Origin of the sequence: Glutamicibacter sp. PAEs-4 (assembly GCF_051161755.1) — a bacterium.
Classification (GTDB): domain Bacteria; phylum Actinomycetota; class Actinomycetes; order Actinomycetales; family Micrococcaceae; genus Glutamicibacter; species Glutamicibacter nicotianae.
In genome coordinates this window covers 632,996-646,438 of the sequence record NZ_CP195017.1, presented here as the reverse complement: position 1 = coordinate 646,438, position 13,443 = coordinate 632,996, and the positions used below count along the sequence as shown (strand labels likewise).

Sequence of the window (13,443 nt, the reverse complement as noted above, 5' to 3'; positions counted from 1 at the left end):
TGATTTAGAATTGATTGGTTAGGCATTTCAAAGATCAAGGAAGTACATGCAGCCCTCGCACCGCGCGAATAGTTTGTGGCTTCAGTCCCAGCAGTTCAAAAGCTCGGCAGCGTATCGGCTTCTGACCGCCCAGCCGTGGGCTGTGGCGTTCATCCGTGCAGAGTTCACCGCAGATCGTTCCCGTATCGCATTGGAGCTTTTCCATGCCTCGCTGGATTCCTTCCTGAAGCAGGCACGCAAAAGCGATGACCAGATCCCTGCGTCCTATTCGGCCCAGGATTTCGCCGAGACCTGGGTCAAGCAGGGGATCCTGGCTCGTCCGCTGATTGACGGGCGCTTCGTCTATGAACCCAGTGCGCAGACCTTGCGCACATTGCGCTTCTTGGCGGATTTCTCCACCGACGATTCGCATTTGAACTCCTCGCGCCTGAACACTTTGCTCTCGTCCCTGGAGTCGCTGGCCCACGAGACGGATCCGGATCCCGAAGCGCGTATCCGTGCCCTCGAATCCCAGATCGCGCTGCGCCAAGCCCAAATCGACCAGCTGCGCAGCGGGGACGATCCGGCGGTGCTCTCCCGCACCACCGCGTTGTCGGCCACCCGTTCAGTGCTCGATCTGGCCTCCAGCCTGCCTGCGGATTTCCGGCGCATGCGCGATGGCGTCCAGGACATGCTCCACTCGCTGCGCGAAGGCATTCTGGATGCGTCCACTGCCAAGGGCGTCGCCGTGGGCCAGGTGCTGGAAGCCGATCGCCAATTGCGCTCCACCGCCGAAGGCGAAACCTTCAGCGGATTCACCGAGTTTTTGAATTCCCCCGAAGCGCAGCAGCGGTTCCGCGCGGCACTGGCCGAGGTCCTGGAACGCGACTTCGTCGATGATCTGGAAACCCCCGAACGCCAGATCCTCACCAACCTGTTGCGTGAACTGCGCCGCCAGGCGGCTGAAGTCCATGCCTCCTACGGCAAGCTCTCCGAGTCCCTGCACGCCTTCGTCCAGTCCGAGGACTACAAGCAGGCAGAGTTGCTGCGCCAGGCAGTGCGCGAAGCCGAACTGGCGATCAGCAAGTCCACGAGCTTGAAGCCGCGCAGCGGCCTGGCCCCCATGGAGCTGTTCGCCCCGCAGTTCATCACCCTTGCCGGGCTTGGAATCTACGATCCCTCCGAGCATGTGGCTCCGCCGCCGCTGGCCCAGACGCCGGAATTCAGCGAAGCCGACATTGTGCGCAACCCGTCGACACCCCAGGCCGACATGCAGTTGCTGCGTGAATCCATCACCCGGCAGCTGGGCCAGTCCGGTTCCGGTTCGGTTCGGCTCGATGACGTCTTTGAATCATTGGATGCCGAGCAGCGGCACCTGAATACGATTCGCGCCCTGGTGGAGATCGGGCGCACCAATGGCGAGCCGCTGAACGAGAGCGACCTGCTCAGCATTGAATTCCAGCAACTCGATGGTTCTCAGCGAACCGCTATCCTGCCCGCGTTGAGCTTTACGAAGGAGCCGCTATGACCACGAGCGATTCATACGCCGCACCGATCACCGACCCGCTATTCGACGGCGATACCGGAAAGTTCACGCTGCCGCTGCGCCAGCTGCTGGTCCGGCTGCTGCGCGGCCCCTACCTGGACGGATCCACCGATCCTTCGGCGTGGCAGCTGCTGCTGGACCAGCAGCAGGGCATCAGCGATTACTTCTCCGAGATTTTCCTGGCCTTGCGGCTGGACATGGATCGCAAGATCGCCATGCTGGCCCCGGTCCAGATCGAACAGGTCCACACCTCCCCGATCGCTCCGCGCCGTCCGCTGAAGCGCGATGAAACCCTGCTGGCCCTGCGCCTGCGGCTGCTGCTGGAGCAGCATTCGGGCAGCGGCAGCGATGCGGTGATTTCGCGGGCAGGCATGCACGAGATCCTGGCTGAGCACCGCCAGGCATCGGACCGTGACGACAAGCGCTTTGCCGAATCCTGCGATGCCGCTATCACCCGTCTGCAGTCCTTGCGCCTGCTCACCGGCACCGAGCTGGAGAACGAGTTCCGCATTTCCCCGGCACTGGCGATGGCCTTGCCGATCACCAATATCCAGGACATCCCGCGCTACATTGCGGCCATCGACGCCAATGACCCGGCGTTCAGCCTGGCCGCCGATGACACTGAAGACCTCGCAGAGCAGACCCCCGAGTTGGTGCAGGAGTAACCGATGAGCATTGAAATGACTCTCCCGCTGGGCGGGGCGCTCAACCCAGGCCAGCATCGCCTGAGCCGAGTACAGATCGTCAACTGGGGCACCTTCCACGGCTTGCATGATCTGGCGGTGGACCGTGCCGGCACGCTGGTCACCGGCCATCCGGGCGTAGGCAAATCCACCCTGTTCGATGCGATGGGCCACGTCTTCTTCGCCACTCCCCGGCTGAACGAATCGGCCAATGATGCGGCCACCCGCGAGGACCGCCGCACCACGTTCTCCTATATGCGCGGGCGCAAGTTCAAGACCAGTGCCGGCACCGTCTACCAGCGTCCGGGCGCGACGTGGAGCGCCATTGTGCTCAGCTACGACGACGGCATGGGCAATACCGTGACCGCCGGCGCCGTCTTCGACCTGCCCGACGCCGGTCTGGAAGGCCAGGTCTCCAAGCACTACCTGTTGTGCGAGGGCAAGGTCGATATCGCGGAGCTGGAAAACCACGGACCGCGCCGCTTCACTGTGTCCTCGCTGTCCAAGGCTCTGGCACCCAGCGAAGCCTTCGACACGCACAAGGCGTTCATCGAGCGCCTGCGCCGCCGGCTCGGAGTGGAAAGCGACAAGGCTTTCGCTCTGCTGCGCACCTTGCAGAACGGCAAGGGCCTGGCCAAGGGCGTCAACCAGTTCTTCCGCCATGAGGTGCTGGAAGAACCAGCCACGCTGAAGGCCGCCGCCGCGGCGGTGGAGGACTTCGCCCACCTGCGCGGCATCTACCGCCAGCTGGATACCGCCCGCGCCCAGCGCGACGTGCTGGCGCAGGTGCCCGAGCAGGACCAGGCCTACCGCGACTTGGCCGGGCAGATTGCCAGCACCCGGCAATTGCTCGAAAGCGACGTGAACACCCTGGAAGCCCAGGTCCGCCAGCTGGTGCTGCGCAATGACCTGGCCTCCCATGAATCCGAGCTGTCCAAGCTCAAGGCCGACGAGGCCGAGCTTCGCCAGCGCAAGGATCAGCTCGATGACCAGCTGGCGTCGCTGGGAGCCGCCCACGATTCCGCCGGCTCCGCTTCCCTGATGCTGCTGGAGCGCGAAGCCGATGTGGCCCGCAAGGCGCTGAGCGAAAAGGAAAGCCTCATCCGCACCCTGCAGCAGCAGGCGGCGGATGCCGGATTGTCCTTTGAATTCTCCGCCACCGGCCTGGATGAGCTGCGGGCCAATGCCGCGCGCACCCTGCAGCAGCTCAGCTCGATTACCCATGATGCCCAGACCGTCGAGTACGAGGCCATGGCCACCCTGGTCAACCTGCGCAAGCGCGCAGAAACCCTGGCCGAGCAGATCCGCTCCTACCAGCGCCGGGCCAGCAACATCGACGACCGGTCGATCGCCGCCCGCCGCGCCATCGCCTCGGCCTGCTCGCTCAAGGAAGAACAGCTTCCCTTCGCCGGCGAGCTCATGGATGTCTCGGCCGATGCCGGCAGCTGGCGCCTGGCCGCTGAAAAGTCCCTGCATTCGCTGGCCCGCACCCTGCTGGTTCCGGGCGAGCTGCTCGCCCAGGTCACCCACGCCATCGACCGGCTCGACGGCTTGGGCCGTGTGAGGTGGAGCGATATCTCGCAGCAGCCGCGCACCGCGCAGGCCGGCCCGGCGGATCTGGTCACCAAGCTGGACTTCGCGCCGGGCGACGCCGGGGCCTGGCTGAAAGCCAAGATCACCGCCGACTATCCATTGGCCTGCGTCGAGAACGATGCTGCCATGCATGTGCACCCCAAGGCGATCACCCCGGCCGGCACGATCAAGTCCGGCACCGGAACCTTTGAGCGCGACACCCGCACCCTGCCGGCGTCCGAGTACCTGCTGGGCTTCACCAACGAGTCGAAGATCGCCGAGCTGCAGTCCAAGGCGGCGCGGCTGGACGAGAAGATCATCAAGGCCCAGCAGGCTGCCGACGAGCGCAGCGCGGCGAAGAACAAGGTCGTGGCCAAGGCCCAGCTGCTGCAGGCGCTGATTGCCGACGAGCGGACTTTCGGCCAGCTCGATGCCTCCGAAGCGCTGGAGGCATTGCGCCGCAGCGAGCAGAAGCTCGGCGACGCACTGGCGCTGTCCGGGGACTCCTCCCGGGTCCGCCAGCAGATTGAAACGGCGAAGGCCGAAGCCGAAACGCTGGTCGGCGACCTCGCGCTGGTCCGCTCGCGCATTGCAGATCTTGAGCTGCAGGTGCAGCGCGCGCAGCAGATCCTCTCTGCCAGCGAAGAGCTGGATTCCGGATGGGAAGACAGCATTCCCCCGGCCTTGCGCCAGCATCAGCTGCTGGGCCCGGTACTGCAGCAGGTTGCCGCCGGCGACTGCCCTGCCAGCGAGGACATCAGCGAAGCCTTTGCCGAGGTCAAGCTCCAGTTGGGCAGCCAGCTCAATTCCCTGCAGTCGCGGCGCCAGGAAATCGGTGGCGCCTTGAGCGAAACCTTCCGCCGTTTCGCCCGCGAGTTCGGCACCTCCCACGCGCAAACCCACGGCACCACCGCTGAAGCCGCAGAGCACTACGCGCAGCTGCACGACCAGATTGTGGCCGATGGCCTGCCTCACCATGAGGCGCAGTTCCGCGAATACTTCGCGAACCGTTCCTACGAACGCTTCAGCGACCTGTTGCAGCTGCTGGACGAGGAGCGCCGGATGATTTCCGAGCGCATCAAGCCGCTGAACCAGATCCTCGGCGAGGTGGCCTTCGAGCACGGCTCGCTGCTGCGCCTGGAGGTGGAAAGCTCCATCCCGGTGGAGGCGGCCACCTTCCGCAAGGACCTGAAGAACGCGCTGCAGGACGCCTACACCACCAAGGACGAGGGCACGCTGGCCAGCTCCTACCAGGCGCTGGAGGCGCTGGTCTCCGCGCTGAGCGACCCGGGCCTTTCGGCCTGGCGTTCGACGGTGCTGGACGTGCGCCAGCATGTGGTGATCAGCTGCAACGAGCACAAGCCGAACGGCGAGGTGGAGACCGGGCTGGAACCTGGCACCCTTTCCGGCGGCGAGGGGCAGCGCTTCACCTCGTTCATCATGGGCGCCGCGCTGGCCTACCAGCTCGGCTTCGCCACCGCCGGGTTCACCTCCTTCGGCACGGTGATGATCGACGAGGCGTTCATCCAGGCCAACTCCGAATATGCCGCGGCGGGCATCCGCGCGCTGCAGGAGTTCGGTTTCCACCTGGTGCTGGCAGCCCCGGAAGACAAAATCGATTTGAGCCGCCACCTGGGATCCATCACGGACATCATCAAGCATCCGGGATCCAATATCTCCGGCTTCGTCACCACCGGCCGCTCCCCGGCCATGGCCACCACCATCACGCTGCGCTAGCTGCGCGGCACAGCACGGGGCCCGCAGGACGTTCCGCCACGCATCCGGCAAAGCGTCCTGCGGGCCCTTGCCTGCCTTCGGCGTGGCTACTGCATCTGTTCCCGGATCCGCTGCGGGATCATGCTTACCCGGGTGACCAGCGTCTGCGGGGCGAAATCGGGATCGATGCATTCGTCCCAGTATTCCAGGTGCCTCTCATCGAGCCAGTGCGCCGAGTCGCGGACCTCGGTACCGCCGTGGCCCTGGATGCTGTACCAGTACAGGTATTCGGCCCCGTCCAGCGTCTCGCTGAAAATCGTCTCGACGTACATCCGCTCCCCCTCCAGGGTTTCCAGCACCGCCGGCATATTGGAATTCAGGAACTGCAGCCATTGGTCGACTCGTTCGATTTTGCCTGGTTTCACGCGAAAACGCATCAGCTCAATGTTCATTGAACCAACGGTATACGAGCAACGCCCGGGTCCGATGACGTGAAGTCATCGGGCCCGGGCGTCTGCCTGCCGGTCGCGAGGCGCTGGCCTACTCGGCGGCCAGCCCCTGGACCGGGGAGAGCTTCGCGGCTCGGCGTCCCGGGGTCACCGAGGCCAGCAGGGCGGCTACGATGCTGACTACCAGCACCAGGGCCAGCTGCAGCCACGGGATCTCGTAGGACATCTCGCCGACCGCCGAGAGCGTGGCATGCGCGCCGAGCAGTCCGTAGACCACGCCGAGCACCAGGCCCAGCAGGGCCGCCACGCCGCCGATCAGCACGGCTTCCTGGGCCAGCATGGCCCGTAGCTGCTTCTTCTTCAGTCCCAGGGCCCGCAGCAGCGAGTTCTCGCGGGTGCGTTCGAGCACCGAGAGGCTGAGCGTGTTGGCCACGCCGATCAGCGCGATCAGCACCGCCACGGCCAGCAGGGCGGACACGATGGCCAGCAGCACGTCAATGACCTGGGAGAACATGGCGTTCTGCACCACGCCGCCGTCGATCATGTACGACTCGACGTTGGCCACATCGGCGATCTGCTCCACCAGGGCGGTGATGTCGGCGTTGGACAGGTCGGGGGCCGCCTTGATCAGCACGCCGCCGTACTCGTTCTCCGAGTCGGCCAGCTTCAACGATTCCAAGGTGTCCTTGGTGACCAGGTCCTGGTACAGCGCCGCGGAGGACACCTTGACGTCCAGTTCCCTGCCGCCGACGGTCAGCTTCTTGGGCTGTTCTTCTGTGCCGGTGTTGAAGCGGATGATCTGCCCGTCCGCCGGCACGATGCTCTGGTCCAGCACGGTCTTGGAGAAGCCCTGCGGATCGACGCCCATCAGCTGTACCGGGGCTTCGTCCTCCCGGCCCTTGATTTCCGCGGTGCCGGCCACGAAGGTCGAGGTTTCCTCGATGCCGTCCAAGGAGGCCAGCTCGCGGGCCAGTTCCTGGGTCTTCGCGTCGTCGACCTGGCGCTCATACAGCGAGAGGGTCAGATCCACGGGGAACTCTCCGGCCAGGGAAGTGTTAAGGCTGGACTTGGCCGTCTGTCCGCCGACCATGATCATGGAAACCAGGGTGACTCCGATCAGCAGGGCCGTGGCGGTGGCGGTGGTGCGGCCCGGGTTGCGCACTGCGTTCAGGGCGGCGAGCTTGCCAGCCACCGAGCGCCCGGCCACCAGCTTGCCGATGCCGAAGACGCTGGCCGGGACGAACAGCGATGCGAGCATCAGGATGCCCGGGAAGGAGAGCAGGCCGCCGAGGAAGGCGATGGGCAGCGAACCGTCGATCGCGCCCCAGGCCAGCAGCCCGGCGCCGGCCAGGGCCAGCAAGATCCCGATGACGATGCGCAGCTTGCCGGCGCGGTTTTTCACGCTCGCCGCGTCGAAGGGACGCAGGGCCGCCAGCGGGGCGAGCTTCATGGCGCGGCGGGCCGGCAGGCTCGCGGCGATGACGGTCATTGCGATGCCCACGACCACCGGGATCACCAGGCCCTTGGCATCCAGCGCCAGCGTGGCGTAGGACAGGCTCGGCACCATCACGTGCAGCAGCTGGATCAGGCCTGCCATCAGCGCGACGGCCAGGGCCACGCCGATCGCCGAGGCGACGATGCCGATGACCAGGGCCTCGATGAGCACGGAGCTGCGGATCTGCTTGCGCTTGGCGCCCAGGGTGCGCAGCAGCGCCAGTTCGCGGGTGCGCTGGGCGATCACCACGTTGAAGGTGTTTACCACGACCAGGCCGGTGACCACCAGAGCTACCAGGGCGAACACCAGCAGCACCACGGTGAGCTGGTCGGTGCCGTCCGTCAGCATGGCGACGTCCTTGATGACCTTTTCATCGGCGGTCAGTACCGAGACGTCCCTCATCTGGTGCTCGGCGAAGTACGCGGCCAGCGCCTGCTGGGCGGCCGGGAGGGAGTCCTTGGCATCGATCACGATGTTCTGGAAGGAACCGGAATCGCCGGCGATCTTCGTCCAGACGGATTCCGGCAGGCCGACCATGGCGTAGCCGGAGAGCTGCGGATCGGTGCTGGTGCGCTGGATGCCCACCACCTTCATGTCCTTGGTGGACTCGGAGGTGGTCAGGCCGACGGTGTCCCCCACCGAGACCTTCATGCGATCGGCGTGCTCGTCGTCGAGGATGACCTCGTCGGCGTTCAGCGGGGCACGGCCTTCGAGCAGCTCCATGCCGCCGAGGTTCTGCTCGGCGGACACCGGCTGCAGCAGCACGCCATAGCCGTCGTCCGCGGTGTGCAGTTCACCGGTTTCGTAGGCGGTGCCGTAGGCGGTGGAGATCTCCGGGAGCTTGCGGATGTCCTCGACCTGTTCCATGGCCAGTTCGGTGTACTCGAAGTCGGGATCGTCCTCCGGCACCAGTTCCCAGTCCTGGAAGGCGACCAGGTCGGCGTTCTTGTAGGTGTCGCCCAGCGAGTTCTTCAAGGTCGCGCGGGTCGAGGTGTTAACGGCCAGGGTGGCCGCGAGGAAGGCGGTGCCGATGGCGACCGCCAGGACCACGGCGATATAACGCCGTGCATAGGTCTTGATATTGGCGAGGGCTACGTGCAGCATCGACTACTCCGCCAGCGAGGCCAGGGCCTCGGTCACGGTGGCCACGGTCGGGTCATCCAGCTGGCCCACGATGCTGCCGTCCTTCATCAGCAGCACAGTGTCCGCGTAGGAGGCGGCGGCCGGGTCGTGGGTGACCATGATGATGGTCTGGCCCATTTCGCGGGTCGAGGTGCGCATCAAGGAGAGCACTTCGGCGCCGGTGCGCGAATCGAGGTTGCCGGTTGGCTCATCGCCGAAGACGACTTCCGGCCGGGTGAGCAGCGCCCGGGCTACCGCCACGCGCTGCTGCTGGCCGCCGGAGAGCTCATGCGGCTTGTGGTTCAGCCGGTCGCGCAGGCCCAGGGACTGGATGACGGTGTTGAACCAGTCGCGGTCGTGCTTCTTGCCGGCCAGCGACAGCGGCAGCAGGATGTTGTCCTTGGCGCTGATGGTGGGCACCAGGTTGAAGGACTGGAAGACGAAGCCGATCTGCTCGCGGCGCATCTCGGTCAGCTGGTCATCGCTCAGTTCCAGCAGGTTCTTCCCGCCAATGACGATTTCGCCGGAGTCGGCGGTGTCCAGGCCAGCCAGGCAGTGCATCAGCGTGGATTTGCCGGAGCCCGAAGGGCCCATGATGGCGGTGAAGCGGGATCGTTCGAAGGAAACGGTGACGTTGCGCAGGGCTTCGACCCTTGTGCTGTCGTGCCCGTAGGTCTTGGTCAGGCCGCGGGCGGCGACCGCGTTCTCGGTTTTCGGCATAGTCTCGGAAGTCATATTAGAAAGACTACAAATCACCTAGCCATACCGGCATCAACCGCCAGGATCCAGTTCAGCGGGGCCACGTCATACCAGGGGATGAGCGAAGCCGCGGTTCGCCTCCACCCGGTGCTGTCCGCCTAGCAGCCGTGCTCGCGTTCGCTGAGCTGGTGCGAGTCCGGCTCGATCTGGAAGGTCGAGTGCTCGATGCTCACGGTGAAGTGGTCGGCCACGCATTGCTGCAGCTCGCGCAGCAACCCGCCGGCCGCGCCGGCGCTGAACACCGAGTCCTCGACCACCACATGGGCGGTGAGCACCGGGAGGTTGGAGGCAATCTGGCTGGCGTGCAAATCGTGCACCGCGATGACTCCGGGCAATGCTTCCAAATGCTCCCTGACCGCGATCAAATCCACGCCCTTCGGCGTGGATTCGAGCAGGATGTGGGTGGTCTCCCCCAGCAGCTTCATGGCCCGTGGAACAATCAGGGCGCTGATCACCAGGGCCGCCACGGAGTCCGCCCGCATCCACCCGGTGAAGGTGATCACCAGTGCGGCAATGATGACGGCGACCGAGCCCAATGCGTCGTTGACCACTTCCAGGAAGGCCGCGCGCATGTTGAGGTTGTTGTTGCGACCCGCGGAAATGATCCACATGGAGATGACGTTGCCGGCCAGGCCGATGATGCCGAAGGCCAGCAGCCCGGCCGGCTGCACTTCTGCCGGGGCGAAGAGCCGGCGGACCGCGTCGACCGCGGCATAGATGCCCACCGCCAGCAGCAAGGCCGATTGGAAGGTAGCCGAGAGCACTTCGGCGCGGCGGAATCCCCAGGTGCGCTTCGTCGTGGGCTTGCGCATGATCAGGTTGGCGGCGGTCAGCGCGAGCAGGAGCCCCAGGGTATCGCTGAGCATATGCGCCGCGTCAACCAGCAAGGCCAGGGAATTGGTGAGGATCGCGCCAACCACTTCGGCGACGAGGATCGTCGCGGTGATGGCGAAGGCCCACGCCAGACGGGTCCGGTTGGCTCCTGAATGGTCATGCGAGTGGCCGTGGGAGTGGTCGTGTCCCATGCTCAGTCCTCCCTCCGGTCCGTGCCGTGGGCTTCGTGCCACTGGTGGTGGGCCGCGTCCTGCGGCAGCAGTGCCGACGCGGCGGCGGCCAGGGCATCAAGCGCTTCTTGCTGGCCCAGCGAGTAGATGCTGGCCCGCCCCTGGCTTCTGACGCGGACCAGGCCGGTGTCCTTCAGGCAGGACAGGTGCGCGCTGACCGTGCTTTGGGCCAGGCCCAGATGCTCGGTCAGTTCCCTGACCTTGTGCTCCCCGGTCCGCAGGTGGTCAAGGATCAGCAGCCTCGTCGGGTCGGCGAGCGCATGGAAGAGCGCCGCGAACTGGAGCTTGCCGTTGCGGACTTCCACTGCATCGATATCTGACTCTATTATCGCCATATAACGATGATAGGCCACGTGGCCGCGAAACGAAACGTTGCATGACACTGCGAGAATCCGGATGGATGGGAAGATGAAAACATGACTGAAGATCTCATCGTTGGCGAGGACGGGTTGGCGCGCCCTCGCTGGGCCGCTTCGAATGGCATGCTCCGCGCGTACTACGATGCCGAATGGGGCATGCCGATCACTACGGAAGCCGGCCTTTTCGAGCGGCTCAGCCTTGAATGCTTCCAGTCGGGCCTGTCCTGGGCCATTATCCTTTCCAAGCGCGAGGCATTCCGCCAGGCCTTCGAATACTTCGATCCCGAGAAAGTCGCCCTGTTCACCGAGGATGACTTCAATCGGCTGATGGAGGATGCAGGGATCGTGCGCAATCGGCTCAAGATCCGCGCAACAATCGCCAACGCCGAAGCGACCCTGATGCTTCGCGAAGAGGGCGGCCTGTCCGATTTCATCTGGTCATTCAAGCCGGAGCAGACGCCGGCTCCGCGCACCTTCACCGAGATCCCCACGCAAAGCCCGGAATCCAAGGAGCTGGCCAAGGCGCTGAAGAAGCGGGGCTTCAAGTTCGTCGGCCCGACCACCATGTACGCCCTGATGGAAGCCATCGGCATGGTGGACACCCACCTGATCGGCTCGCACCGCCGCGGCACCTCCGGCATCTGGGCCTAAACAAATGGAACTGCGCCTGCCTGCGACGGGAACACTGGATGCCAGCCACGCGCTGGCGGTGCTGGCATTGCATTCGCTGCCAGCCCAGGAGCGGCTGGACCCCGCCGCGGCCCAGGTCCAGCGCATCCTGCAGGTGCAGGGACACCTGGTAGAAATTTCCCTGAGGCTGGATGCCTTCGGCGTATCGCTCACCCATGACGCCCCGCCGGAATCCGTTGCCCGGCTGACCGGGATCATCAACCATTGGCTGGGGCTGCAGCAGGACACCAGTGCGGCCTATGCGGCGCTTGGTGCCCTGCCGGGCTACCAGCCGCTGGCCATGGCCTTCCCCCACCTGCGGCTGATCAGCTACCCGGATCCTTTCGAGGCCCTGGCGACCACTGTCATCGGGCAACAGGTGTCCCTGGCGGCGGCACGGACCTTGGGTGGACGCTACGTCGATGCCTTGGGCCAGCCGCACACCTCAGGCCTTCGGGCCTTCCCCTCGGCTGCCGCAACGGCCGCCTGCACGCCTGCAGAATTGCAGCAGATCATACGCTGCCCGCTTTCGCGGGCGGTGACACTGCAATCGGTGGCCGAATGGTTCGAGCTCAGCGGGCAATTCCTGCTTGGCGACGCACCGGCATTCCTGGATCAGCTCCAGGCGCTGCGCGGGGTGGGCCCATGGACGCGCAATTACATGGCGCTGCGCGGATTGCGGGATCCGGAGATTTTCCTCGATTCGGATCTGGTCGTCCGCCGAGCCCTGGGGAAGCTTCGCGATGGCGGTGCGGTCGTCGCACCCCCGCCTCGGGGCGCTGGCTATCTGGCGACCCTACTGCTGTGGTCTTTTGATGCAGCAAATCCCTAGGGACGAGAAAGGGAGCTTATCAAGGTGTGCAATCTTGATAAGCTCCCTTTTCGACGAATCGGCCGACTGAGCAAGTCCTCCGATTCTCCATTCCCCTAATTCAAGCCGGCTACGCCCCTCACTGCTCCGAGGTGAGCAGCCCCGGCATGCAGTGAGCTAGCCGATAAATATCGGTCAAGCTTGACGCTTCTCCCGACCACACACGGGAGAAGCTCTGGAATAAGCATAACCTAAGAACCGGCAATAACGTCAATACCTTTTTGCGTAATTTTTCAAATAGTTTCTTAGGTCGATCTAACTTCTGCGAATCAGGTGACGGCACTCAGGCTAATCGGCGAAAATCTTGCCGATGTCCGTGCGCTTCTCGGCCTGGAACGCGTCTTCGGCGCGGCCGTAGGCCCAGTAGGCGGATAGCGACATGTCGCGGCGGTCTACTCCATGCTCGTCATAGAAGAAGTGGCGCAGCTTCTTCATCACTTCGCGCTCACCGTGGGCGAAGACCTGCACGCGGCCCTCGGGCCACGGGATCTCGCGGATCACCGACTCGAGGATGGTGCTTTCAGGGGTGAACTGCCCATTGCGGTGGATCCAGCGGATCTCCATGCCGGCCGGAGCCTGCAGCTGCATTTCATCGGCCTCGTCGGCGACCTCGATGACCACCAGGCCCTTCATCTGCGGGGACATGGATTCCAGGGATGCGGCGATGGCGGGGATGGCGGTTTCGTCTCCGGCGAAGAAGTGGAAATCGAATTCTTCCTTGGGGACGAACATGCCGCCCGGGCCCGAGAAGCAGATGGACGAGCCGATCTGCGCATCTCGCGCCCACGGGCCTGCCAGGCCCTCATCGCCGTGGACCACGAAGTCGACCTCGATGGTGCCCGCCTCCATGTCGCTGCGGCGCACGGTGTAGGTGCGGCGAACCGGCATGTCCTCGGGAGCCAGCTGCTCGCGCAGCGCCTCCATGTCGTAGGGCAGCTCGAGTCCCAGCTCGGGCTTGGCGAACAGGAATTTCACGTAGCGATCAGTGACCGGCTTGTCGACGAAATTTGAGATGCCTGGGCCACCAAGGGTGAGCCGCACCAGATGCGGTGCGATGCTCTCACGCTTGAGGACCTGCAGGAGGACCTGAGGGCGCGCGGGGCGACCTCCAGTTTGCGGGCGACCACCAGCGGGCTGGGACACAACATCACTTCCTGTC

General features: G+C 64.8%; 11 protein-coding genes. 5 read left to right on the top strand and 6 right to left on the bottom strand.

Features of this window, described 5'->3' with window-relative positions:
- Positions 1 to 46: 46 nt before the first annotated feature.
- The 3 genes from ACR9WD_RS03080 to ACR9WD_RS03070 are packed head-to-tail and all read left to right on the top strand — an operon-like array spanning position 47 to position 5,517.
- A complete protein-coding gene (locus tag ACR9WD_RS03080; protein WP_434922673.1) occupies positions 47 to 1,507 on the top strand; it encodes a DUF3375 domain-containing protein in 1,461 nt (486 codons plus the stop codon).
- Positions 1,504 to 2,190 (top strand): DUF4194 domain-containing protein, encoded by a 687-nt coding sequence (locus ACR9WD_RS03075; protein ID WP_190264596.1) that lies wholly within the window; start codon positions 1,504 to 1,506, stop codon positions 2,188 to 2,190. The genes ACR9WD_RS03080 and ACR9WD_RS03075 overlap by 4 nt, the downstream gene beginning before the upstream one ends.
- 3 nt (positions 2,191 to 2,193) lie before the next feature.
- On the top strand, positions 2,194 to 5,517 hold the full coding sequence (locus tag ACR9WD_RS03070; protein WP_434922672.1) for an ATP-binding protein: 3,324 nt from the start codon (positions 2,194 to 2,196) through the stop codon (positions 5,515 to 5,517).
- 86 nt (positions 5,518 to 5,603) lie between these two features.
- On the opposite strand, the gene ACR9WD_RS03065 is transcribed toward ACR9WD_RS03070, so the two are convergent.
- The 5 genes from ACR9WD_RS03065 to ACR9WD_RS03045 form a co-directional block, all read right to left on the bottom strand.
- The gene (locus ACR9WD_RS03065; protein ID WP_073706517.1) at positions 5,604 to 5,948 is read right to left on the bottom strand and encodes a DUF6176 family protein; all 345 of its coding nucleotides are present in this window, start codon (positions 5,946 to 5,948) and stop codon (positions 5,604 to 5,606) included.
- 88 nt (positions 5,949 to 6,036) lie between these two features.
- Positions 6,037 to 8,544 (bottom strand): ABC transporter permease, encoded by a 2,508-nt coding sequence (locus ACR9WD_RS03060; protein ID WP_121866221.1) that lies wholly within the window; start codon positions 8,542 to 8,544, stop codon positions 6,037 to 6,039.
- Between the two features lie 3 nt (positions 8,545 to 8,547).
- Positions 8,548 to 9,297, bottom strand: a complete 750-nt coding sequence (locus tag ACR9WD_RS03055; protein WP_066140143.1) for an ABC transporter ATP-binding protein — start codon at positions 9,295 to 9,297, stop codon at positions 8,548 to 8,550.
- A 122-nt stretch (positions 9,298 to 9,419) separates the two neighbouring features.
- Positions 9,420 to 10,346, bottom strand: coding sequence for a cation diffusion facilitator family transporter (locus tag ACR9WD_RS03050; RefSeq protein WP_434922671.1), 927 nt, complete (start codon positions 10,344 to 10,346; stop codon positions 9,420 to 9,422).
- A gap of 2 nt (positions 10,347 to 10,348) precedes the next feature.
- Positions 10,349 to 10,720, bottom strand: a complete 372-nt coding sequence (locus ACR9WD_RS03045) for an ArsR/SmtB family transcription factor (protein WP_038990007.1) — start codon at positions 10,718 to 10,720, stop codon at positions 10,349 to 10,351.
- A gap of 81 nt (positions 10,721 to 10,801) precedes the next feature.
- On the opposite strand from ACR9WD_RS03045, the gene ACR9WD_RS03040 reads away from it, so the two are divergent.
- Both ACR9WD_RS03040 and ACR9WD_RS03035 read left to right on the top strand, forming a co-directional pair.
- On the top strand, positions 10,802 to 11,395 hold the full coding sequence (locus ACR9WD_RS03040) for a DNA-3-methyladenine glycosylase I (RefSeq protein ID WP_038990008.1): 594 nt from the start codon (positions 10,802 to 10,804) through the stop codon (positions 11,393 to 11,395).
- 4 nt (positions 11,396 to 11,399) lie between these two features.
- Positions 11,400 to 12,245, top strand: a complete 846-nt coding sequence (locus ACR9WD_RS03035; protein ID WP_434922670.1) for a DNA-3-methyladenine glycosylase family protein — start codon at positions 11,400 to 11,402, stop codon at positions 12,243 to 12,245.
- Positions 12,246 to 12,572: 327 nt separating this feature from the next.
- On the opposite strand, the gene ACR9WD_RS03030 is transcribed toward ACR9WD_RS03035, so the two are convergent.
- Positions 12,573 to 13,427: a siderophore-interacting protein gene (locus tag ACR9WD_RS03030; RefSeq protein WP_052253557.1), complete on the bottom strand. Its 855-nt coding sequence runs from the start codon at positions 13,425 to 13,427 to the stop codon at positions 12,573 to 12,575.
- Positions 13,428 to 13,443: the final 16 nt, after the last annotated feature.